Annotated in this window: 15 protein-coding genes; 5 read left to right on the forward strand and 10 right to left on the reverse strand. The window is 69.9% G+C overall.

Translation table 11 applies throughout. From position 1 onward, the window contains the following. Positions 1–63: 63 nt before the first annotated feature. A complete protein-coding gene (locus tag ACN20J_RS40045) occupies positions 64–2736 on the reverse strand; it encodes a cellulose binding domain-containing protein (RefSeq protein ID WP_419667814.1) in 2673 nt (890 codons plus the stop codon). A 227-nt stretch (positions 2737–2963) separates the two neighbouring features. Continuing rightward, positions 2964–5879, reverse strand: a complete 2916-nt coding sequence (locus tag ACN20J_RS40050; protein WP_361918593.1) for a glycoside hydrolase family 48 protein — start codon at positions 5877–5879, stop codon at positions 2964–2966. A gap of 481 nt (positions 5880–6360) precedes the next feature. On the opposite strand from ACN20J_RS40050, the gene ACN20J_RS40055 reads away from it, so the two are divergent. From ACN20J_RS40055 to ACN20J_RS40065, 3 genes are all read left to right on the forward strand, one after another. Continuing rightward, on the forward strand, positions 6361–8073 hold the full coding sequence (locus tag ACN20J_RS40055) for a glycoside hydrolase family 6 protein (protein WP_419667815.1): 1713 nt from the start codon (positions 6361–6363) through the stop codon (positions 8071–8073). A 148-nt stretch (positions 8074–8221) separates the two neighbouring features. Next, positions 8222–9130 (forward strand): class I SAM-dependent methyltransferase, encoded by a 909-nt coding sequence (locus tag ACN20J_RS40060; RefSeq protein ID WP_189840958.1) that lies wholly within the window; start codon positions 8222–8224, stop codon positions 9128–9130. Positions 9131–9220: 90 nt separating this feature from the next. Next, complete coding sequence (locus ACN20J_RS40065) at positions 9221–9922, forward strand: SDR family oxidoreductase (RefSeq protein WP_189840959.1); 702 nt, start codon at positions 9221–9223, stop codon at positions 9920–9922. 75 nt (positions 9923–9997) lie between these two features. Here ACN20J_RS40065 and ACN20J_RS40070 read toward each other — a convergent pair whose 3' ends face one another. Together ACN20J_RS40070 and ACN20J_RS40075 are read right to left on the reverse strand one after the other, a co-directional pair. Continuing rightward, positions 9998–10702 (reverse strand): glycoside hydrolase family 75 protein, encoded by a 705-nt coding sequence (locus ACN20J_RS40070; protein ID WP_419667816.1) that lies wholly within the window; start codon positions 10700–10702, stop codon positions 9998–10000. A 347-nt stretch (positions 10703–11049) separates the two neighbouring features. Continuing rightward, complete coding sequence (locus ACN20J_RS40075) at positions 11050–11838, reverse strand: aldo/keto reductase (RefSeq protein WP_190227634.1); 789 nt, start codon at positions 11836–11838, stop codon at positions 11050–11052. A gap of 289 nt (positions 11839–12127) precedes the next feature. On the opposite strand from ACN20J_RS40075, the gene ACN20J_RS40080 reads away from it, so the two are divergent. Continuing rightward, positions 12128–12916 (forward strand): heparin lyase I family protein, encoded by a 789-nt coding sequence (locus ACN20J_RS40080; RefSeq protein ID WP_190227210.1) that lies wholly within the window; start codon positions 12128–12130, stop codon positions 12914–12916. A 30-nt stretch (positions 12917–12946) separates the two neighbouring features. Here the strand turns inward: ACN20J_RS40080 and ACN20J_RS40085 are convergent, their stop codons facing one another. The 5 genes from ACN20J_RS40085 to ACN20J_RS40105 form a co-directional block, all read right to left on the reverse strand. Then, positions 12947–13780: an ABC transporter ATP-binding protein gene (locus ACN20J_RS40085; RefSeq protein ID WP_419667817.1), complete on the reverse strand. Its 834-nt coding sequence runs from the start codon at positions 13778–13780 to the stop codon at positions 12947–12949. Then, positions 13777–16686 (reverse strand): ABC transporter permease subunit, encoded by a 2910-nt coding sequence (locus ACN20J_RS40090; protein WP_419667818.1) that lies wholly within the window; start codon positions 16684–16686, stop codon positions 13777–13779. Before ACN20J_RS40090 ends, ACN20J_RS40085 begins: the two co-directional genes overlap by 4 nt. 86 nt (positions 16687–16772) lie before the next feature. Continuing rightward, positions 16773–18029, reverse strand: coding sequence for an ABC transporter substrate-binding protein (locus ACN20J_RS40095; RefSeq protein WP_419667819.1), 1257 nt, complete (start codon positions 18027–18029; stop codon positions 16773–16775). Positions 18030–18138: 109 nt separating this feature from the next. After that, a complete protein-coding gene (locus ACN20J_RS40100) occupies positions 18139–19965 on the reverse strand; it encodes an AMP-dependent synthetase/ligase (protein ID WP_189840965.1) in 1827 nt (608 codons plus the stop codon). A gap of 221 nt (positions 19966–20186) precedes the next feature. Next, entirely contained in the window at positions 20187–21683 is a 1497-nt protein-coding gene (locus ACN20J_RS40105; RefSeq protein ID WP_419669042.1) for an MFS transporter, read from the reverse strand. A 160-nt stretch (positions 21684–21843) separates the two neighbouring features. Between ACN20J_RS40105 and ACN20J_RS40110 the strand changes: the two genes are divergently transcribed. Next, positions 21844–22818 (forward strand): Lrp/AsnC family transcriptional regulator, encoded by a 975-nt coding sequence (locus ACN20J_RS40110; RefSeq protein WP_364189914.1) that lies wholly within the window; start codon positions 21844–21846, stop codon positions 22816–22818. Between the two features lie 98 nt (positions 22819–22916). Here ACN20J_RS40110 and ACN20J_RS40115 read toward each other — a convergent pair whose 3' ends face one another. Continuing rightward, the gene (locus ACN20J_RS40115) at positions 22917–23786 is read right to left on the reverse strand and encodes a LysR substrate-binding domain-containing protein (RefSeq protein ID WP_189840968.1); all 870 of its coding nucleotides are present in this window, start codon (positions 23784–23786) and stop codon (positions 22917–22919) included. Between the last annotated feature and the right edge of the window lie 82 nt (positions 23787–23868).

Here is a 23868-nt window from a genome sequence, read left to right on the forward strand (position 1 = left end):
GTGGACGGAGGGAGAGCGCGAGCCTCATCCGGCCCGCGCCCTCCCGTTCGTCCGGCCCGGTTGTCAGGTCACCGTGCAGGACTGGTCGCCGAGCTTGAATGCCGTCGGTTTTCCGTTCGTTCCCGACCAGCTGCCCGTGAAGCCGAAGCTCACCGATGAACCGGCCGCGACATTCGCGTTCCAGCCCAGGTTCTTCATGGTGACCGTCGCTCCGGACTGGGTGTGCTCCGCGTTCCACACCTGGGTGACACCCTGGCCGTTGGGGAAGGACCAGCCAAGTGCCCAGCCTTTCCAGGGACTTGAGCCGGTGTTGCTGAGCTGGACGTCCGCCTGGAAGCCGCCCGACCACTGGTTCGTGATCTTGTACGTCACCGCGCAGGCGCCGGTCGGTGTCGGGTCCGTTCCACCGCCCCCGCCTCCGCCGTCCGCGTCGGACGAGTCGCCGTAGATGACACCCCGGCCGTTCGTCGACACGTACACACGCCCGTAGACGCGCGGATCACCGGTGATGGCCGCGCCGGTCCAACCCCACTGGTGTGCGTCGTCGTTGATGCGGGTCCAGGTCGTGCCCTTGTCCGTGGAGCGGAAGATGCCGCGTACGCCACCGATCTTCGCGCTCGTGTAGAGGGTCTGGTAGGAGGCGCCGGCCGCCGCCTTGCCGAAGCCGATCGTGTCGGCCTGCTCGACGCCCGACAGCTTGGTGAAGGTCGCGCCGCCGTCCGTGGAGTGCCACAGCCCGTACGCGCCGTCGCTCGCGCCGCCCGCCAGCCACACGTCACCCTTCGTACCGGGCAGCGCCTTGAACCGTACGCTGTCGCCGCTCGGCAGCCCGGTCGCGGACGAGGCCGTGAAGGAGACTCCGCCGTCCGAACTGACGTAGAACTTGCCGGACTTGAAGCCGTAGAAGGTCTTCGGGTCGACCCGGTCCGACTCGACGATCGCACCGGCCGGGATGCCGGTCGAGGCCGACCACGAGGTGCCGAAGCCCGTCGCGTAGTGGACGCCCGCGCCCTCCGGACTCCACACGAATCGGCTGCCGTCGGACGCCGCCGCGACCGTGCCGCCGCCACTCACACCCGAAGGGTCCGTCCCCGCGAACCAGTTGGCGCCGTTGTCCGTCGAGAAAGCCACATGCGGGCCCGAGTCGAGATTGCCGGCCCGCACCACCGTGCCCGGGTTGGACTCCGCGAAGTCGAGGCTCGTCGTCGTGGTGAAGTTCGGCGAAGTGAACATCATCGAGGGGACCTTGGTGAGGTCCGTGTGCCGGAAGCCGCCGATGTCGCCCAGCGCGCTGAGGAGTTGGGCCCCGCCGGACGGGGGAGCGGCCAGGTCGTTCACGGCCGTCTCCTCCAGCCCCTGGACCATCGGCTTGATGGTGAACTGGCCGCCGCTGTCCCACTGGCCGAGGTTCTCGGTGCCGTAGACCGTCGCGCCCGTCCCGTACATCATCCGGGCCGAGTTGAACGGATCGATCTCCAACGCCTCGGTCATCCAGCCCAGTTTGGGCGCCTGCTCGGGCGGCGACGGATTGGCGCCCCAGCTCAGCCACGGCGAGGAGGAGACGTCCATCGTGTAGCGGTTCGAGCGGTTGGGGTACGAGGTGTAGTCCCAGGCCTTCGTCCAGGTTCCGCCGCTGTCCGTGGAACGGAAGATCTGCGTGTCCGGCCACCAGGAGCTGTACGCGGTCGCCATGACCGTGCCCGGCTTCTGCCGGTCGACCGTCAGCCCGCTGAAGCCGTAGTAGGTGTCGGCCTCCGCGACCGGGCTGATGTTCGTCCACGTGCCGGTGGCCGTCGCGTACCGCCACAGCTGCCCCTTGCCGCCGTCGTACGGGCCGCCCTTGTCGCTGTATGCGAGATAGAGGTAGCCGTTCGTCGCGTCCAGGACCCCCTTGTGGGCCAGGTATCCCGTGGGCTGCCCGGCGAGCCGGGACCAGGTCGCGCCCGCGTCGGTGGAGCGGTAGACGGCGTTGTCCTTGTCGGCGACACCGACGTAGATGGTCCCGGTGGCGTTCGTGCCCGTGCCCGTCGACTCGTCGAAGGTCACCCAGGCGATGCCCTGGTTGTCGGAGGCGTACCCGCTCGTGTCGGTCGGATCCTGCACGTAGTTGCCGACGTTCGGGAAGTTCGTCACCTGCGACCAGGTGGCACCCGAGTCAGTGGACCGCCACAGTCCCTTGCCGCTCGGGGCTCCCAGGTACAGCACGCTGTTCTTGTGGGGGTCGACAGCGAGCCGTTCACCCATGCCGCGCCCGGGCATGTTGCCGCCCAGCTTGAACGGCAGATCGGCCTTCTGCCAGGTCGCGCCCCGGTCGGAGGACCTGAGCACGGCCCCGTTCCCGGGGTCCCAGCTGTTCGTGTACGTCCCGACGGCCGCGTACACCTTGCTCGGCGCGACCGCGTCCGAGGCCAGGCTCACGACTCCGGTGTGGCCCCAGCGGTCCCAGCCCACCGAGTCGAGCAGCGGGGTCCAGCTCTTCGACGACTCCTGCCAGCGGTAGGCGCCACCGATGTCGGTCCTGGCGTACGCGAGGTTCTTCTCGGACCGGTTGAAGACGATGCCGGGAACGAACCCGCCGCCGTCGATGCGCGCGTTCTTCCAGGTGTACGTGTCGGCGGCGATGGACACCGAAGGCGCGGCTTTCTCGACGGGCTGCGCGGCCAGCGCGGGCGGCGTACCCGCAAGCAGCCCGGCCGCCAGCCCGAGCACGGCGGTGAGGACGGGGGTTCTTCGCACGGTGACCCTTTCCTTGCGTGGGGGACTTGCGTGGGGGGACGAAGAAGCGAAAGGCGCGTGTGGACCGGACGGCCCCCGTTGGGGTGGGGGACCGTCCGGCCCGGCGCACGCGAAGCTCTGGGCGCCCCGCGCCCCTCAGGGGCGCGGGGAACTGCGCGACCAGCCACATCAGGCCCGCTGCCTTCGTACCGCCCAACCCGCGGAGCGCCACGCGGAGATCGACGGGGCTATTCGAGAAGCTCCGCGTACGAGCCCATGGCAAGGGCGATATCCGCCTGGGCCCAGAACCGGTGATACGTGAACGAGGGCGCGGCCCCGCCCGCCAGATACGCCTCGATCTTCGACCAGGCCGGATCGTCCTCGTAGAACGAGCGGATCGAGTCGAAGGTCGACGACGAGTTGATGGTGTCGCCGTTCGGCATCTTTCCGGTCCAGCCGCTCGGGACGTACACGCCGTCGTCGAAGCGGTTGTAGTCGGCGCGGGTCTCCGGGACCGCGATGCCCAGCGCGTCCTGGTTGTTGTCCCACATGCCGTCGAGCAGCGCCTTGGCCGTGGTCGCCGCCTGCGTGTCACCGGAGCGGTCGGCGTAGTACGTCAGGGTCTTGGCGTACGCGGCCGCCACGCCGACGTCGTCCGTGTAGTCGGCGACGGTGACGTGAAGTCCCGTGTTCCCACCGGGACTTGACGCGTTCCAGGTGTCGGGCTTGCCCGACCACTGGAGGGTGTTGGGGATGCGGAAGGAGCCGTCCGGGTTGACCGTGGTCTTGGACAGCGCCCAGTCGACCCACTTGTCGAGGACGACCTTGGCGTCCGCGTCACCCGTCTGCTGGTAGTACTCGGCGACCCGCTCCATCGACCACGCCTGGAAGCCGAACCACTGGTTGGACGGCGGGTCGTGGTAGACGGGCTTCTCGTCGTAGAACATGCCGTAGAAGGTCGGCGTGCCGGAGGGAGGCGTCGCGTACCGCCCCTGCCAGCTGTTGGTCGCGCCGCCCGCGATGGCCCCCTCGCTGGACTGCAGCCAGCGGTAGAACTCCAGCTGCCGGTCGAGGGACTTGGCCCAATCCGCCTGCCCTGTCGCCGACTTGGGCTTCAGATCGGCGTACGAGCTGAGCGCGTACGCCGCCAGGGGGTTCTGGTAGCCGCCGTGGGTGTGGCTGGAGCCGATGCGCCAGGCCCAGCCCGCCGAGGCGTCGGTGGCGCCGCCCCACGCGTAGTACCAGTTCAGGAGGTAGTGCGAGGCGTCCTTGCCGGTGCCGGCCGGGCAGGTCGACGGTCCCACGCAGTTGCCGATTTTCTTGAAGTACTTGTCGTACATGGAGTAGCGGAGATAGTCGCCCATCTTCGCGGCCTTGCCGACGGTCGCCGTGACGGCGGAGCCGTTGCCCTGCTGCTTGGCCCAGATGTCGGCCCAGTACGCGGCCTGCACGGCCCGTGCGTCCGCGTCCGGGGCGTTGGTGAACTTCCACTGCTTGGCGTACGAGGCGTCCTTGGTGAACAGGTCCAAGTACCCGTTCGTACCGCCGTACTTGAAGGCGTCGCACGTCGGCTGCGGCACGGTCTCCCACACCGACTCCTGCGACCCTCGCTGGAAGGTGTTGATGTACGAGGGACCGGTGTCCGTCGGACCCGCCTCGCACTTGCCGGGCGAGTTGCCGTACCCGTAGACGTTGTCGACGTCCTGCAGCCAGTGCATGCCGTAGATGTCGTCCGTGCCGTACGCGCTCTTCAGCTCGGCGGCGATCGGGTCGGGGCCGACCGACACACCGGTGTCGAGCTGCGCCGGATACTCGTTCGGGGTGTCGTGCTCGGGCGCGTAGGTCGCCGGCTTCGAGGCGTTGTAGAAGGAGTTCGTCGGCTGGTCGGCCTTCGTGGGGATCATGAACTTCTCCATGATCTCCCAGGCCCCGTTGAACCTGGACCAGTCGCCGGTCACCTTGCCGTACATGGCCTGGAGCCACAGCAGATAGCTGTACGCCTCCGACGTCGTCTCATGGCCGTGGTCGGGCGCCTCGACGATCAGTGTCTCCACCGAGTGGTACGGGATGCCCTCCGGCGAGAAGTAGCCGTTCGCCGGGTTGGTGATCTTCCCGTAGAGCTCCAGGAAGCGGGCGTCGTACTCCTTCGACGCGGCGAGCTGCGTGACGGTGACCGCGCCCTTCGCGTGCCCGGTGGCCGTCGACTCGAAGGTCGCCGAACCGGTGCCCGAGGCGGCGGCCGTGACGGTCACCTTCTGGGCGGTGTTCCAGTTCGACGGCGTGAAGGTGAGCGACGCCCCGCCGGTGACGGACAGGCCCGTGTTGCCGCTCGCCCGGGCGGTCGCCACGGTCACGTTCGCCGACGGCTGGGTCGAGAGCTTCACGTCGTACGTTCCCGACTTGCCCTGCTGGACGCCCAGTTGGGTCGGCGAGACCACCACGGCGGGACCCGAGGCGACCGTGATGCCGACCGGTGTGGACTCCGCCGACGCGCCCAGGCTGTCGTACGCCTTCGCGAGCAGCGAATGACTGCCCACGGTCAGGCTGTTGACCGAGAGCGAGTACGGCGAGCTGGTGTCGGTGCCCAGCAGTGTCGTGTTGTCGTAGAACTCGACCTTGCTGATCGTCGCGTTGTCCGCCGCCGCGGCGGTCGCGGCGAGCGGGACCGCCGCGCCCTGGGAGTACACGGCACCCGCGGTGGGACTGGTCAGCACGGTGATCGGCGGCTGGTGGGCGCCGGTGCAGGCCGTACCGTTGATGGCGAAGGACGTGGGCGCGGCGTTGGTGCCGCTGTACGTGAACTGGGCGCCGGTCGTCACCGCGGCACCCACCCCGATCGTCCCGTTCCAGGACGCGTTCCTCGCGGTGACCGTCCTGCCGGACTGTGACCACGTACCGCTCCAGCCGCTGCTGAGCTGCTGGTTGCCCGCGTAGTCGTACGTCAGCGTCCAGCCGCTGATCGCCTCCGTGCCGCGGTTGGTGAGGGTGAGCTCGGCGGTGAAGCCGGAGCCCCAGTCGTTCGTCTTGTAGTCGACGCTGCACTGAACGGCCGCCGCCTGAGCGGGGGTCGCGCCGGTCGCCAGTGTGGTCAGCGGAAGGGCGAGGGCCGCCACCACGGCGGTCCACATCCGCCGCGCGAGGCGGCGTCTGCGTCTGGGTGCCATGTTCTGGTTCCTCTCCATGCGGCTCGGAGATGGGGGGAGGGGCAACAAGCCTTGAACCAGTGGGAGCGCTCCCATAGTGGGGATGAGGGTCGAAGGGGTCAAGGTGCTTGAAGAGTCGAAATGATTCGATAGATCAAGAGTGCAACTCCTCTGTCCTTTACCAACACTTGGCGCTACCTTCTTCGGCACCAGTGGGAGCGGTTCCATCAGTCGACACGTCCGTCACGGCGTGTCAGAGCTGCAAGGAGTCGCTCATGCGACATCCCCCGCGTTCATCTCTTTTAGTGGCCTGTGCTGCGGATCTATGTCATGCGCACCGCAAGCACATCGGTCGTGCCACGGCTACGGGAGTCGCGCCCGCCTGCCCGGTGGAGTGCTCCGAGCTCGCCCTCATCCCCATGGCGACGGCACTCCCATGCCGTCGTACGGCATCGGGCTGCGCGATCGTCCGCGCTCCCAAGACGGATAGGACACCCCGCACATGAGCCGTACCAGAACAGCAATCCTCGCGGCGGTGGCGCTGGTCGCCGGCACCGCGGGCGCCGCCGTCGCGGCGATACCCCCGGACGTCGGCGTGGCCGCCATTCCCTGCACCGTCGACTACAAGGTGCAGAACCAGTGGGACTCCGGCTTCACCGCCGCGGTCACCGTCACCAACAACAGTGCGGCCAAGTCGAGTTGGGCCGTGAAGTGGTCGTACGCCGGAAACCAGAAGGTCACCAGCGGCTGGAACGCGAAGCTCAGCCAGAGCGGCACCGCCGTCACCGCGGCCAACGAGAGCTACAACGGCACGCTGGGGACCGGGAGTTCGGTCAGCTTCGGCTTCAACGGCACCTACAGCGGCACCAACGCGCTGCCCACCACGTTCACCCTGGACGGCGTGACCTGCAACGTCGACGACGGTGGCGGCGGCCCCGGACCCACGGACCCGCCGGGCCCGGGCACCAAGGTCGACAACCCGTACGCGGGCGCCAAGGTGTACGTGAACCCGGAGTGGAAGGCGAAGGCCACCGCGGAGACCGGGGGCAGCCGGATCGCCAACCAGCCGACGGGCGTCTGGCTCGACCGGATCGCCGCCATCAACGGCGTGAACGGCGGCATGGGCCTGCGCGCCCACCTGGACGCGGCGCTGGCGCAGAAGGGCTCCGACCAATTGGTCGTCCAGCTGGTCATCTACAACCTGCCGGGCCGTGACTGCGCGGCCCTCGCCTCCAACGGCGAACTCGGCCCGACGGAGATCGACAAGTACAGGACCCAGTACATCGACCCGATCGCGGCGATCCTCGCCGACAGCAAGTACGCCGGTCTGCGGATCGTCACGACCGTCGAGATCGACTCGCTGCCGAACCTCGTCACGAACGTCTCGCCGCGCGTCACCGCCACCGCCAACTGCGACACGATGAAGGCGAACGGCAACTACGTGAAGGGCGTCGGCTACGCGCTGAACAAGCTCGGCGACGTGCCCAACGTCTACAACTACGTGGACGCCGGACACCACGGCTGGCTCGGCTGGGACGACAACTTCGCGCCCTCCGCAGCCCTGTTCAAGGAGGCGGCCACCGCCGAGGGCGCGACCGTCGCCGATGTGCACGGCTTCATCGTGAACACCGCCAACTACAGCGCGCTGAAGGAGAATCACTTCACGATCAACGACTCCGTGAACGGCGCGTCGGTCCGTACGTCGAAGTGGATCGACTGGAACCGGTACGTCGACGAGCAGTCGTACGCACAGGCCATGCGCACCCAGTTGGTCTCGATCGGCTTCCCGTCCGGGATCGGCATGCTGATCGACACCTCCCGCAACGGCTGGGGCGGCACGGCCAGGCCCACCGGTCCCGGGGCGACGACCAACGTCGACACCTACGTCGACGGAGGCCGCTACGACCGGCGCATCCACCTCGGCAACTGGTGCAACCAGTCGGGCGCCGGCCTCGGCGAACGCCCGCAGGCCTCACCGGCGACCGGCATCGACGCGTACGTGTGGATGAAGCCGCCGGGTGAGTCGGACGGGTCGAGCACCGCCATCCCCAACGACGAGGGCAAGGGCTTCGACCGGATGTGCGACCCGACGTACACCGGCAACCCCCGGAACAACAACAACATGTCCGGCGCACTGGCGAACGCGCCGCTGTCCGGGCACTGGTTCTCGGCGCAGTTCCAGGAGCTCATGAAGAACGCGTATCCGGCACTGTGACCTTCCGCTGAGTGCGGGGTCGCGTTGCGCGGTTCCCCGCGCCCCTGGCAAGGGGCGCGGGGAACTCTTTGCTGTTTCCGCAAGGCGAGTAGCTGTTTTGGGGAGGTGGTAGCACGCTGTCCGTATCCCGGACGAGAGGCTTGGAACCATGGCACACGACCACGGGCAGCACGGTGAACACGGTCACGAACACGGCCAGGGTCACGCTCACACGCACACCCACATCGACTTCGCCGAGATGCTTCCGATGCTGGAGCAGGAGGCCGAGCTGTTCACGCCGCTCTACGCGGAGGCGGCGGGCTGGCTGCGGGAGCGGCAGCCGGAGCCCGAGATGATCGTGGACGCGGGCAGCGGTCCCGGTGTCATCTCCTGTCTGCTGGCCGACACGTTCCCCAAGGCGCGGGTCGTCGCCGTGGACGGTGCCGGGCCCCTCCTGGAGGCGGCCAGCGCCCGTGCCGCCCGCCTCGGGTTCGCCGACCGCTTCAGCACACTGGAGGCCGAACTCGGCGACGGGCTCGGCGACTTGGAGTACCCCGCCGATCTTCTCTGGGCCAGCCGGTCCCTGCACCACGTCGGCGACCAGCGGGCCACCCTCGCCGGGTTCGCCGAGCGGCTCGCGCCCGGCGGGGTCCTCGCCCTGCTGGAGGGCGGCCTGCCCTCGCGCTACCTTCCGCGCGACATCGGCATCGGCCGGCCCGGTCTGCAGGCCCGACTGGACGCGGTCGAGCAGGAGTGGTTCACGCGGATGCGGCGTGAGCTGCCGGGGGCGGCCGAGGAGACCGAGGACTGGGCCGGCCTCCTGACGGCCGTCGGCCTGCGGCATGCGGCGACCCGTACGTTCCTGCTCGATCTGCCCGCGCCGCTGTCGGAGGAAGGCCGCGCCTTCGTCGCCACCAGCCTCGGCCACCGCCGGACCGGGCTCGCGGAGGGCCTCGAGCCCGATGATCTCGCCCTGCTCGACCGCCTTCTCGACGCGGACGACAAGGCGAGCGTGTATCACCGGCCGGATGTGTTCGTGCTTGCCGCGATGACTGTGTATGTCGGCGTGAAGGCCTAGTTGACATCGAGTGCTCTCCAAGTGATGGACTCCGGGCACTTCGTGACGGACACGGCACGGAGATGACGCGAGTACGGCTTGGGGGAACGTATGACTGACTCACCAGTGGCGCTGATCACCGGCGGCGGCAGCGGGATCGGTGCGGCGGTGGCGCGGCAGCTGCTCGACGCCGGGCACCGGGTGACGGTGACGGGGCGCGGGGAGGAGCGGCTGCGCGGGTTCGCCGAACAACTCGGCAAGCCCGAGGGGCTGTTGACGATCAGGGGTGACGCGGCCGACTACGACCACGTCCAGGCGGCCGTCGAGGCGACGGTGAAGGAGTTCGGACGGCTCGACACCGTCGTCGCCAACGCCGGGTACGCCACGCACGACACCGTCGCCGAGGGCGATCCGGCCGGGTGGCGGGACATGGTGCTGACCAATGTGCTCGGCCCCGCGCTGCTCATCCGGGCGTCGATCGACCAGTTGAAGGAGACGCGGGGGCGGATCGTGCTCGTCGGCAGCGTGGCGGGCCACATCCACGGGCCCGGCAACATCTACGGAGCGACGAAGTGGGCCGTGACCGGGCTCGCCGAGAACACCCGGCGGCAGGTCACCGAGTACGGCGTGGGCGTGACCCTGATCTCGCCCGGCCGGGTGGAGACACCGTTCTGGGACGGCCTCGGCAGCCTGCCGCCCGGGCATCTGCTCACCTCGGACCAGATCGCGGAGTCGGTCGTCTGGGCGATCCGGCAGCCGACCGGGGTGGACGTGAACACCGTCGTCGTACGGCCGATCGGCCAGCCGGTCTGAGGCGGTCTGAGCCGGGGGACATGGGAGGCCGGTCGGGCCGCGGCGGGATCCGCGGCCCGACCGGCCTTGGTGAGCTCACTGGTCGGTCGCTTCTCCGTTGTCCTCAAGGAACTGCTCCGCAAGCGCCTCGCCGAGGGACGCCGTCGCTTCCTGGTCCTCGATGGGGGAGACCCGGGAGCCGGTGAAGACGATGTACGTCACTCCCGAGGCCGCGCCGCCGGTCGCCGGGTCGGGGTTGATGCCGAGGGCGCGCGCGGCGGCGTACGAGGCCTCGCCGATGATCTTCGTGGGGCCGGTGTCACCGACGACCGCGTACTGGACCTCGTCGCCGTGGATCACCGCCGCCACGCTGCCGCCCCTGATGCCGGAGTCCGTGTAGTTCCAGATGCCGCTGGGGCCGGGCACCACGACGTACGGGAGTTCCTCGGAGTTCAGCGGTCTGCCGTCGGACTGGTGGAAGGCCGTCTGGTCCTGGAACCACGGATCGGTGCGCTTGTTGCACTCGGCGGTGACCTGGCCGTCGCAGTCGATGTCCATGTCGGCCTTCCAGAAGACCGCGCCGTTCAGGCCGCACACGGGGACGGTGGCCGGTGCCCCCACGTCGAGGCTGTACTTGCCGTTCGAGATCTGCGAGCAGGACGTCATCTCGGCGAGGAGGTCGGCGGCGGTGACCGTACCCTCCGGAGCCTGCACGGGGGCGGCGCCCGCAGGGAGAGCCGCGGCGGCGAGGAGCGCGGTGCCGACGGCTGCGGCGGCGAGGGTCAGTGTTCGAGTGCGCACTGTGGGAGGACCCTTCTGGGCCTTGGGGACGTCACGCGGCGGGGCGACGTGCATCCGACGTGTAGGGGGACATCGACGGGGACATATGTGTGTTCGCTGAACGGGTACTCGGGCGAGCCTGACCGATCCCCCTCCCATCGGCGAGGATGCCGCGCCTTGTCTCACCCGCCCGCCGCATCCACGACACCGTGTCGGCCCCGAACACACCGAACACATGACGAAGCCGCCGCCCGAGTGTGTCGGGCGACGGCTTGAGGTGCTGCAGGTCGTGCGGCTCTGTCGTACGACCGCGTCGTGCGGCCATGCCATGCGGCCACGTCGTGCGGCCACGTCGTGCAGTCGTACGGTCAGTCGTTGACGTTCGCCGGGTTCGAGCCGACCCGGCGGTCCTCGTTGAGCGCGCTGATCGCGGCGATGTCCTCGGTGTCGAGGGAGAAGTCGAAGACGTCGATGTTCTCCTTGATCCGGGACGGGGTCACGGACTTGGGGATCACCACGTTCCCGAGCTGGATGTGCCAGCGCAGGACGATCTGGGCCGGTGTGCGGTTGTGCTTCTGGGCGATGGCCACGATCGCCGGGACCTCCAGCAGGCCCTTGCCCGAACCGAGCGGCGACCAGGCCTCCGTGGCGATGCCCTGCTCCGCGTGGTACTCGCGGGACGCGTGTTGCTGGAGGTGCGGGTGCAGCTCGATCTGGTTGACGGCCGGAATGACGGACGTCGCGTCGATCAGCTTCTCCAGGTGCTCCGGAAGGAAGTTGGAGACACCGATCGCCTTGGTACGGCCGTCCGCGTAGAGCTTCTCGAAGGCCTTGTACGTGTCGATGTACTTGTCCTTGGCCGGCATCGGCCAGTGGATGAGGTACAGGTCGACGTAGTCGAGGCCGAGCTTCTCCAGAGACGCGTCGAACGCGCGCAGCGTCGAGTCGTATCCCTGGTCGGCGTTCCAGAGCTTGGTGGTGACGAAGAGATCCTTGCGGGCGACGCCGGAGGAGGCGAGGCCCCTGCCGGTGCCCTTTTCGTTGCCGTAGATCGCCGCGGTGTCGATGCTGCGGTACCCGGCCTCCAGCGCGGTGGCGACGGCCCGCTCCGCCTCGTCGTCCGGCACCTGCCAGACCCCGAAGCCCAGCTGGGGCATCTCGACGCCGTTGTTCAGGATGATCGGGGGGACCTTGCTCACGAGCTCTCGATCCTTCAGTCGTCGGGTGGGACTCCCATCGTCAACGATCACGGGCCGTCGCGCATTCCTGTGCTGTTTTTCGGTCTTTTCGGTCCCGTGCCCGCGCCGGACGAATCGGAGATTGGCCGGAAACCTACCCGGGTTCATAGGTCCGAACCATTGACCGCGTCCTGTCATGCCGAGGACTCTTTGCATGTTGGTGAACGGGGTGCACGTATATGAACCCGACGACGAGGATGAGGGACCCATGACCCCCACACGTAGGAACCTGCTCGGCGCGGCACTGGGCGGCGTGGCCGCCGCGGCCGTCGGTTCACCCGCTCTCGCGGCACCCGCCGCGTCCTGGCAGCTCAAGTGGTCCCCGTCGGCGCGCACCAACGGGCTCGGCGCCTTCGAGACCCTGGAGGACGACCGGGCGGACTCGCACCCCGCGGCCTCCCCGCACATCTACGCCACGGGCGACAACTGGCGCTTCAACATGCACACCGTCGACCGCGACACGTCGACGGACCGCCAACGGCACGAGGTCACCGGCCTGCGCAACGGCTCCGGCAGCAACTACCTCAAGTGGACCGAGGGCCAGACCTGGCGGGTGACGTACTCGATGTACATCCCCAGCTCGCTGAAGGCGACCACCACCTTCACCCACATCATGCAGATGAAGCAGCCCGGCACCGGCAGCTCGCCGATCGTCGTGCAGTCGCTCCGGCGGGTGAACGGCGTGCAGACCATCGAGCTCAAGCTCTTCGAGAGCGACACCCTCGTCGGCCGCACGAACCTCGAACCCCTGCACAACAAATGGATCGACGTCGACTTCCAGATCAAGGTCGGCAACGGCTCGGCCGGTTCGGTCCGCTGGATCCTGAAGAACGGCTCGACGACGGTCGTCGACGCGTCACGCACGGGCGTGGACACGTTTCTGGCCGACCGCGTACGCCCCAAGTGGGGCATCTACCGCTCCCTCGGCGACACGTCCGGCTCCCTCCAGGACTGCTATCTGCTGCTCTCGAACATGCGGGGCTACCAGCTGGTGTGAGCCGCTGGTCCGGGTGGAGTGCGTGGGCCGTCAGTCCGAGGTCGTGCCCAGGTACGCGTCCCGCACCCGCCGGTCGGCGTGGACCTCCGCGGGGGTGCCCTCGGCGAGGACACGGCCCAGGTCCAGTACGACGACCCGGGCCGACAGCTCCATGACGAAGGCGACGTTGTGCTCGACGAGGAGGACGGCACAGCCCTCCTCCTCGGAGAGCCGGCGGATGACGGACGACAGGTGACGGCGTTCGTCGGCCGTCATCCCGGACGCGGGCTCGTCCAGCAGCAGCACCCTGGGCGGGTCCGCCACCGCCCGCGCCAGCTCGACCATGCGGGCCCGGCCCACCGGCAGGGCACCGGCGTAGGTCCCACCGAGGTCGTCGAGCCCGCAGGCGCGCAGGACGGTTGCCGCCCGGGCGCGGCGGTCCCGTTCGTACGTACGTCGTGTCGGGGACGCCAGCAGATCGGCCGCGAGTCCGCCTCCGCCGCCGCGCCACTCCTGGGCCACCACCAGGTTGTCGGCCACGGTGAGCTGGCCGAACAGCTGCTGCCGCTGGAAGGTGCGGCGCATACCGTGGCGGGCCCGCCACACGGGGGAGCGGCGGGTGACGTCCGTTCCGTCGAGACGGACCCGGCCCTCGTCGGGGCGCCGGATGCCGGAGAGCACGTCGAAGAGGGTCGTCTTTCCGGCGCCGTTGGGGCCGATGAGCCCGCAGATCTCCCCGGGACGGAGAGTCAGGCTCACGTCGTCGAGCGCCCGGATGCCACCGAAGCGGACGCCGATGTTGGTGGCTTGGAGGGCGGGGGGTGCGGTGGGTTCGGCGGGCACGGAGGGTTCGGATGGTACGGGGAGCTCCGGGGTGTTGCTCATGGCCGGACCCCTCCCCGGGTCTGGGACGGGATGGTCGGGTTCTTGGGGGACGCGGGGCCTGGATCGGAATCCAGGTCGGCACCTGTATCCGCCTCGGGCGTGGCCGCCAGGCCCAGATACGCCTCCGTCAGCCGGGCCGTCTCCACGGATGCCCGGGGGCCGCACCACGTCACCCGCCCCTGGGCGAGGTACGCGACCGTGTCCGCGACCCCGAGCGCCTCGGTCGCCTTCTCCTCGACGAGGAGCAACGCCGTTCCGGTGTCGCGGAGTTCGGTGAGGAGGCGGAACACCTCCTCGACGATGCGGGGGGCGAGGCCGAGGGACGGTTCGTCGGCGATCAGGACCTTCGGGGGGCGTTGGAGGAGCGGGGCGAGGGCGAGCATCTGCTGTTCGCCGCCGGAGAGGGATCCTGCGGGCACGCCACGCCGTCCGGCGAGGCCGGGGAACCGTTCGTACACGGCCTCGCGCTGGTCCTTCTCCCTCAGGTACAGGGCTAGGTTCTCCTCGATGGTGAGTGCAGGGAAGATGCCCCGTCCCTCCGGTGCCAGGACCACCCCGGCGCGCGACCGGCGTACGGCTCCCTCGCGGGTGGCGTCGCGACCGGCCACGTACACCTGACCGCCGAGCGGACCGAGCAGGCCCGCCGCGACACGGCAAGTCGTCGACTTTCCGGCCCCGTTCGGGCCGAGGAGCGCGACGATCTCGCCGGGGTGTACGGCGAGGTCCACCCCGTGCAGGACAGGGGCGCCGTCGTATCCGGCCCGCACGGCGCGGAGTTCGAGGGCGGGCGGTTCGGCGGGGGAGGAGGATGCGGTCGGCGGGGCACCACCGGCTTGGGTGACGCCGGCCGGCCCCTCGCTCGGGGCCTGGGACGCGCCGACTGGGCTCTCGCTCGGCACGCGCAACGTGTTGGCCGGGCTCCCACTCGGCACGCGCAACGCGTCGGCCGGGCTCCCGCTCGATGCCCCAGACGCCCCGCCCCCAGCCGACCCCCCACCCGCCAACCGCCTCCGATGCACCCGCACGGACACCGCCGCGCAGTACCCGTCCGGGTCGTTCGCCAGGGCGAGGCCCGCCAGGCCGAAGAGGATCACGGGGAGGTGGACGGACTCGGTGACGTAGTCGGAGAGGAGGTGCGGTACGAGGGCGTAGACGAGGCCTGCGACGACCGCGAACTGCGGGCGGCGCAGGCCCGCCGCGACGACCACCGCGAGCCAGATCAGTCCTGTCATCGCGGTGAAGTCGGTAGCGGTGACACGGGTGTTGTAGGACGCGTACATCACGCCGCCGAAGCCAGCGAGCCCGGCCGACAGGGTGAACAGCACCAGCTTGGTGCGGACGACCGACACCCCGGAGGCCATCGCCGCCGCGGGCGCCGAGCGCACCGCGAGCATGGCCCGCCCGGACGGCGAACCGCGCAGCGCGCTGAGCGCGGCGACGGCGGCGGTGACCAGCAAAAGCAGTGCGACACCGAACGCCCGGTCGTCGTTGAGGTCCACCGGACCGAAGACCGGCCGGGGGATCGACCACCCCGTGTCACCGTTCCTCAACCAGCCGATCTGGAACAGGACTTGGTCCGCCAGGAAGGCGAGCGCGAGGGTCGCGAGGGCGAGCGATCGGCCGCCGAGCCGCAGCGCGGGAAGCGCCACCAGGGCACCGAGTACAGCCGCCGCACACGTCCCCACGGCGGCTGCGGCCACGAAAGGCCAGCCATGACTCATCAGCAGCCCTGCCACGAGCGCCGCCCCGGTCACGAAGGTCGCCTGTGCCAGCGACACCATCGCGCCGAGCCCCGTGACCACCGTGAAGGAGACGAACACCAGGGACAGGGCGAGCCCTTGGGTGAGGATGCCGCTCCAGAAGGGGGTCGTCACCGTGTAGAAGGCCGCGGCGAGCAGCACGGCGGCCACCGCCCACGGTCCCCACCGCCGAAGCCGGGACCGGCCCGCCAGATAGTCCACCGGCGGCGCGTCCACGGCCGCCGTCCCCGCCGTACGGCTGCGCCGGGTGAGCAGCAGCAGCCCCGCGAACAGGATCAGGAACGGTACGGCGGTACGGAAGCCGGTGATCCGCTCGGCGAAATTCGCGTACCCGGCGACCAGGTTCTGCAGCACCCCCAGCCCGAGTCCGCCCGCGAAGGCCAACGGGATGGAGACGAAGCGGCCGAGGACCGCCGCCGTCGCCGAGACGAAGAGGAAGAGCGTGAAGTCGTGGGCCGACAGGCCGAGTAGAGGGGTGGCGAGGACGCCCGCGAGGCCCGCGAGGGCCGACGACAGCATCCACGCGATGGACGACAGCCGGTCCGCGCTCAGCCCGCGCAGCTCCACCAGCGAGCGGTCGTCGACGGCCGCCCGGAGCTTCAGCCCCAGCGGGGTGTGCCGCATCAGGATCCAGAGGCCGACGGCCACCACCGCCGTCGCGACCCAGGTGATCAGCTGGTCCGAGTCGATGCCGACACCGTCCGTCAGCTGCCAGGACCTGGCCGGACTCGGGCCGACACCGGGCAGCCCGAACTGGTTCTCGGCCGGTTTCACCGACGCGCCCGCGTCCTCCAGCAGCTCGACGATCCACAGCCCGAGCGCGGGCAACGCCACCAACAGCCCGATGGTGGCGACGATCTGGGCCGTCTCACCGACCCGCGCCAGCTTGCGGAACATCAGCCGGTCGAGTCCCCAGCCCAGCGCGGGTGCCGCCACGCACACCAGCAGGACGGCCGTCGGTACGGCGGGCCAGCCGAAGCCCGAGTGCAGCTCGTAGAAGGCGAGCGCGCACAGGTAGGCGGTGGCGCCGTGGGCGAAGTTGAAGAGGCCCGAGGCCGAGTAGGAGAGCACCAGACCGGTGGCGAGCAGCGCGTACAGCGCACCCGACACCAGTCCGCTCAGTACGAATCCGAGAAGGTCAGCCATGCCGAGTCCCCAAATCCCCAAAACTCCAGGTCGTCAAGTCACCTTCGGCCGCGCCTGCTTGAAGCCGTGTCTGCCTGAAATCGCGCCTACTTGAAGGGGATCGGCGGATAGCACTCGAACGGCGACGACACGACGTACTTCCCGTCCTTGAGCTGGACGAGCGCCCCGCAGCCGAACGACTCCTTCTGCCCCTTGGGCTCCGCCCGGTCGCCGACCATCGTGCCGGTGTCCGAGAACCCGTCCGCCGCCTTCTGGAAGGACGCCACCGTCAGGTCCTTGCCGGCCTTCTCGGCGATGGCGAGGAAGAGGTCGGCCGACATATAGCCCGTCATCATGTGCATGTTCAGGGGTACGTCCTTGCCGGCCGCCTTCCCGATGTCCTCCTTGAACTGCGTCATCGCCGCGCTGTCCTGCTCGAACGGCTGGAACGACAGCAGGACATGGACCCCGTCGAGTGCCTTCTTCGTCGCGCTCTTCGCGAGCAGCCCGGGGTCGTAGTCGGTCGGATCGGTGAGCAGCCCGGTGTACCCGGCGCGCTTGATCGCCGTGAACAGGCCGATGTTGTACGGGGTCTGCATGACCGAGACGACCGCGTCCGGCGCCTTGCCGCCGTTGCTCCGCAGGATCTCCTTCGTGTACGCCGACCAGTCGTTCGGCACGGAGGTCGCGGGCACCGACGGCTTCGCGAACGTCACCTTGAATCCGGCCGACGCGAAGCTCTGCTTGTACGTGCGGATGGCGAACGTCCCGGCGTCACTGTCGTTGGCGAGGATCGCCACGCTCTTGCCGGTCGAGCCGCCCAGCACCTTCTTCAGGCCCTCGGGCCAGGTCTGCGAGATGGTGCCGCCGGGCATCGGCACCATGCAGCCGCCGAAGCCGTAGATGTACGTGGGCCCGCAGAAGGACGGCAGCGTGCCCCAGCCGAAGGTGGGGACCTTCTGCTTCTGCAGGAAGTCCGCGCCGGAGAACGTCGTCGAACTCATCGGCGCGATCGCGAACACCTTGTCCTGCTGGACGAGTTTGCGGGCCGCCGTGAGGTTCTTCGCCGGATCCTGGCCGTCGTCCTCGGCGCCCAGGTAGTCGATCTTCCGCCCGTTCACCCCGCCTTCGGCGTTGGCGCGGTCGAAGCGGGCTTTCGCCCCGAGGTCGGTGTCCTTCTTCGAGTACCCGCTGGCGGTGGTCATCGAGACGATGCCGCCCACCTTGACGGAGGTGTCGGACACTCCGCGTACGGAGTCCTCGGCCTCCGAACTCCCCGTGGTCGAGGCGGAGTTGCAGGCGCTCACCAGCAGAAGTGCGGTCGTGGCCACCGCGGCGGCGATGGTACGGGTCGGTCGCGACACGGTCGGGTCCCCCTCCGTCGGGTGACCGAAATGATCCGTGCGATCTGACGATGCGTCAATATCTGACGCATCGGTATGTGATGAACCGTCAGGTACCTCACCGGGCGCGCTACGCGCGATACAGGGCTTCGACCTCCGCGCCGTACGCGTTCTCGATCGCCTTGCGCTTCAGTTTCAGGGACGGCGTCAGCAGCCCGTGTTCCTCGGTGAACTGGTGGGCCAGTATCCGGAACGTGCGGATGGACTCGGCCTGGGAGACGAGGGTGTTCGCGGCGACGACGGCGCGGCGCACCTCGGTCTCCAGGTCGGGGTCCCGGACCAGCTCCGACGGAGTCAGCTGGGGCTTGTCCCGCATCTGCAGCCAGTGGTCGACGGCCTCCCCGTCGAGGGTGACGAGCGCCGCGATGTACGGCCGGTCGTTGCCGACGACGATGCACTGTGCGACCAGCGGATGGTCGCGCACCCGCTCCTCCAGGATCCCCGGCGAGACGCTCTTGCCACCGGAGGTCACCAGGATCTCCTTCTTGCGCCCGGTGATGGTGAGGTAGCCGTCCTCGTCGAGCGCGCCCAGGTCACCGGTGGCGAGCCAGCCGTCGTGCAGCGACGCGTCGGTGGCCTTCGGGTCGTTGAGATAGCCCTGGAAGACGTTGGCACCGCTCAGCCAGATCTCGCCGTCGTCCGCGATGTGCACGGTCGTACCCGGGATGGGCTGCCCGACGGTGCCGTACCGGGTGCGCTCGGGCGGGTTGGCGGTCGCGGCCGCCGTGGACTCGGTGAGCCCGTACCCCTCGTAGATCTGCACGCCGGCGCCCGCGAAGAACAGCCCGAGCCGCCGGTCCATCGCCGAGCCGCCGGACATCGCGTGCTTCACACGACCGCCCATCGCGGCACGGATCTTGGAGTAGACGAGCTTGTCGAACAGCTGGTGCTGCACCCGGAGCGCCGCCGAGGGGCCGGGGCCGATGCCCCACGCCTTGGCCTCCGCCGCGTCCGCGTAGCGCACGGCGACCTCGACGGCCTTCTCGAACGGGCCCGCCCTGCCCTCCCGCTCCGCCTTCCTGCGCGCCGCGTTGAAGACCTTCTCGAAGATGTACGGCACCGCGAGGAAGAACGTCGGCTGGAAAGCCGCCAGATCCGGCAGCAGGGCCGCCGCGTTCAGCTGCGGCTGATGGCCGAATTTGACCCGCCCGCGGATCGCCGCGACCTGCACCATCCGCCCGAAGACGTGCGCGAGCGGCAGGAACAGCAGGGTGGCCGCCTGGTCGCCCCGCTTGGAGTGGAACAGCGGCTCCCAGCGCTCGGTGACCGTGTCCGACTCGAACATGAAGTTCGCGTGGGAGAGGACGCAGCCCTTCGGACGGCCGGTCGTGCCGGACGTGTAGATGATCGTCGCCGTCGACTCGGGCGTGACCGCCCGCCGGTGCCGGTGCACCACCTCGTCGTCGATGTGGCCGCCGGCCTCGTACAGCTCCTGCACCGCGCCCGTGTCCAGCTGCCACAGCTTGTGCAGTGTCGGAAGCCGGTCGATGACCGTGGCGATGGTCATCGCGTGGTCCTCGTGCTCCACCATCGCGGCCGACACCTGGGCGTCATGCAGCATCCAGAAGACCTGCTCGGCCGACGAGGTGGGGTAGATGGGCACGACCTGCGCGCCGATCGACCACAGCGCGAAGTCGAAGAGGGTCCACTCGTAGCGCGTACGGGACATGATCGCGACCCGGTCGCCGAACCGGATGCCGTGCGCCAGCAAACCCTTGGCGAGCGCCAGGACCTCGTCCCGGAACTCGGCGGACGTCACATCGCGCCACTGGCCCTCGTCGTCCTTGCGGCCGAGTGCGATGTAGAGCGGATCCTCCTGGGCATGTTCGAACACGGCATCGGCCAGGCCGCCCACCGGCGGTGCCGACGCCAGGGGAGGGTTGGTGAACTCGCGCAATCCCCGCTCCTTGTGGTGCTCCACAGCGCCGTGAAAGCTACCCCACCATGCTCCTCGGCGGGAGGGGCGCCGAATCCGTGTGAGGGCGGGCGTACGCACTGGTCAACAGTTGAAATACGGCCACAATGGTGCTGGCCGGGACAGAATCCTTACTCTTACGTAAGTTTCGGACCCGTAATCTCCACGGAATCTGTACGTCCCACTTACGACGCCCCGCGCCCCTACGGGCGCGGTGCCGGAACCCTCTCCTCCGGGGCCGGGCTGTCGAGCGGCGGGGTCTGCCGGGGCGGGCGAGGTGCGCGCACCAGCCCCAGGATCAGTGCGCCTGCCAGCGTTCCCGTCACACCTGCCACCACGGCTGCCGTGTTCAGGCCCGAGGCGAAGGCCGCGTGGAGGGTGTGGGAGGAGAAGGTGCCCCGCAGTGCCTCCGCGCCGCCGCCCGCGAGGGTGTGGGCGGCCTCGTGCGGGAGGGTGTCCCGCATCCGGGACGTGAGGACCGTGCCGAAGACGGCGACGCCGAGCGCGTACCCGAGCTGCCGGGAGGTGTTGACCGCGCCGCCCGCCATGCCCGCGCGTTCGGGCCGTACGGTGGCCAGCGCGGCGCCCGCGAGCGTCGGCGCCACCAGACCCGTACCGAGGCCCACCAGGACCAGACCCGGCACGAGGACCGTCCAGATGGTGCCCGCGTCGAGCACGGCCTGGCAGAACATGCCGGCCCCGATGAGCAGCAGCCCGCCGCCGACGGTGATCCGCGCCGGGACGCCGTGCAGCAGCTTGCCGACCAGCACCGACGCGACGACCGAGGCCCCGGTCAGCGGCAGCAGCACAAGACCGCCCTGCACCGGGCTCATCCCCTCCAGCGTCTGCAGCCAGATCGAGAGATACGGGATCACGCCGAAGGCCGCCGCGTTGAAGGCCAGCGCGCCCAGCATCACGCCCACGAACGCCGGCCTGCGCAGCAGCGCGAGATCCAGCAGCGGATGGGCCGCCCGCCGCTCGGCGAGGACGAAGCAGAGCAGCGAGAACGCCGCGAGTCCGTACGACACGAGGGTGGGCGTCGACGTCCAGCCGTCCGATCCCGCCCGCACCGTCGCGTACGTCGTCGCCCCCGCGAAGCACGCGAACGTCGCCGTACCCGCCCAGTCCACCCGCATCTCCCGCGGGCCGCGCGACTCGGGCACCACCCGCAGGGTCAGCCACACCGAGGCCACGCTCACCGGCAGGTTGACGAAGAAGATCCACCGCCAGCCGGGCCCCTCGGCGAGCAGCCCGCCGACCAGCGGCCCGACCGCGGCCGCGGAACCGCTCACCGCGCCCCACACGCCGAGCGCGGCCGACCGCTGCCGTCCCTGGTACACCGAGCCAAGGAGCGGCAGCGTCGTCGCGAACATCGCGGCCGCGCCCACCCCCTGCACCCCGCGCGCCGCCATCAGCATCCCCGGCCCGGAGGCGAGCCCGCACCACAGCGAGGCCGCCGCGAACAGCACGACACCAGCCACATGTACCCGGCGCCGGCCCAGCACGTCGGCCGCCGCGCCCGCCGCGAGCAGCAGCGCGGCCAGCGCCAGCGCGTACCCGTCGACGACCCACTGCAGATCGCTCAGCGAGGCGTCCAGCGCCCGCGCGATGTCGGGCAGCGCCACGATCACGATCGTCACGTCCAGCAGCAGCATGAACGTGCCCAGACAGACCGCCGTCAGCGGTCCCCATGTACGCATCCTCAACAACTCCTCGTCGTCCCACGGCACGCGCCGGGCGAGCCGCGCCCCGCGTTCCTCGTACGCGCCGTGCTTCCTCGTACGATGGAACGCCGCCGGACGATCCAGGTGACCGGCGACGAAATGACGGCAGATACCGACACGGAAACGCGGTCCACCGATGGAATCCCCCACCTTCGACACGCTCGACTTGGAACTCCTCCACGCGCTGGAGATCGACGCCCGCGCCCCCTTCAGCCGCATCGCCGCCGTCCTCGGCGTCTCGGACCAGACCGTGGCCCGCCGCTTCCGCAGGCTGCTCTCCGACGGCGGGCTGCGGGTCGTCGCCGTACGCAACAACAGGAAGCTCGGCCGGGAGGACTGGATTCTCCGGCTGCGCTGCGCGCCGGACGGCGCCGAGACCATCGCCAACGCCCTGGCGCGCCGCCCCGACACGGCCTGGATCGGCCTCACCTCGGGCGGCACGGAGGTCGTCTGCATGACCCGGCCGCGTACCGCGGGCGACCAGGACGACCTGCTGCTCGGCAAGCTTCCGCGGACGCCGCACATCGTGGAGATCCGGGCCTTCCAACTGCTGCACACGTTCTTCGGCGGCCCGGTGGGCTGGCTGGCCAAGCACGGGCCGCTCACCGGTGAGCAGGTCGCCGCGCTGCGGCCGGCGCCGGTTCCCGATGCCGGGCCCGCGAGGATCACTCCCGAGGACGAGCCGCTGGTCGCCGCCCTCGAACGGGACGGCCGTGCCACGTACCCGGAGTTGCAGCGGGCCACCGGGCGGTCGGAGTCCGCCGTCAAGCGGCGGCTCGGTCAACTGCTCGGCTCCGGCGCGCTGTTCGTCGACATCGAGTACGACACCGCCCTGGTCGGGTTCTCCGTCGGGGCCATCCTGTGGATCACGGCGGCGCCGGGGGCGATGGACGAGGTGGGGAGTGCGCTGGCCGAGCACGAGGAGATCGCCCATGCGGCGGCGACCGCCGGTCCGTCCAATCTGGTCGCCTCGGTCGTGGCGCGGGACACCGCCGCGCTCTACGCGTATGTGAGTGGGAAGCTCGGGCGGCTCGAGGGCGTGCAGCATGTGGAGACGTCGCCGTTCCTGCGGCGGGTCAAGCAGCTGACGTATCAGCAGCGGACGCGGTAGCGCTCCGCTTGGGGCGCGTGTGATCCGCGGGTCGGTGGGGGCTGCTCGCGCCCACGCGGCGAAGCCCATGATGTGACGGCCCGGCGCCCCCCAAGCGGCTAAGCGGCGCCCCTGTACAGGCGGTCGCCGCCCGCCAGGATCGACGTCGCCAACGCGTCCGCCGCCCCCTTCGCCGCCGTGTGGCGTTTGGCGTGTACGAGGACGAAGTCGACCTCGCCCAGTTCGGGGAGGCCGGCGCGGTCGGGGACGCGGACGAGCCCCGGTGGGATGAGGCCGCGGGAGTGGGCCATGACGCCGAGGCCCGCCCGGGCGGCCGCGATGAGGCCGTTGAGGCTGCCGCTGGTGCAGGCGATGCGCCAGGCCCGGCCCTGCCGTTCCAGCGCCTCCAGGGCCAGGGCGCGGGTGATGCCCGGCGGCGGGTACACGATCAGCGGGACCGGACGCTCGGGGTCCAGGCGGAGCCGCTCCGCGCCGATCCAGACCAGGCGGTCGTGCCAGACCAGTTCGCCGCGCGGGTCCTCGGGGCGGCGCTTGGCCAGCACCAGGTCGAGCTTTCCGTCGGCCAGTTGCTCGTGCAGGGTGCCCGAGAGCTCGACCGTCAGCTCCAGGTCGACCTCCGGATGGTCGTGACGGAAGCCCTCCAGGATCTCGGTGAGGCGGGTGAGGACGAAGTCCTCCGAGGCGCCGAAGCGCAGCCGGCCACGCAGCCGCGTCCCCGTGAAGAACGCCGCCGCCTGCTCGTGCGCCTCCAGGATCCGGCGCGCGAAACCGAGCATCGCCTCGCCGTCCTCCGTCAGCTCCACGGAGTGGGTGTCCCGCGTGAACAGCTGCCGCCCGGCGGTGTCCTCCAGACGCCGCACATGCTGGCTGACCGTGGACTGGCGCAGCCCGAGCCGCCGGGCCGCCTGCGTGAAGCTCAGCGTCTGGGCCACCGCCAGGAACGTACGCAGCTGCGAAGGGTCGTACACACCCACAGGCTATCGCGATTCGTGATGACAGTCAGAGTGGTATGCCGGATTCCCGATCAAGGGTCCGCGGAGGACGATGGAG

The sequence above is a fragment of the Streptomyces sp. 2-1 genome (genome assembly GCF_048564895.1).
GTDB lineage: Bacteria > Actinomycetota > Actinomycetes > Streptomycetales > Streptomycetaceae > Streptomyces > Streptomyces phaeochromogenes.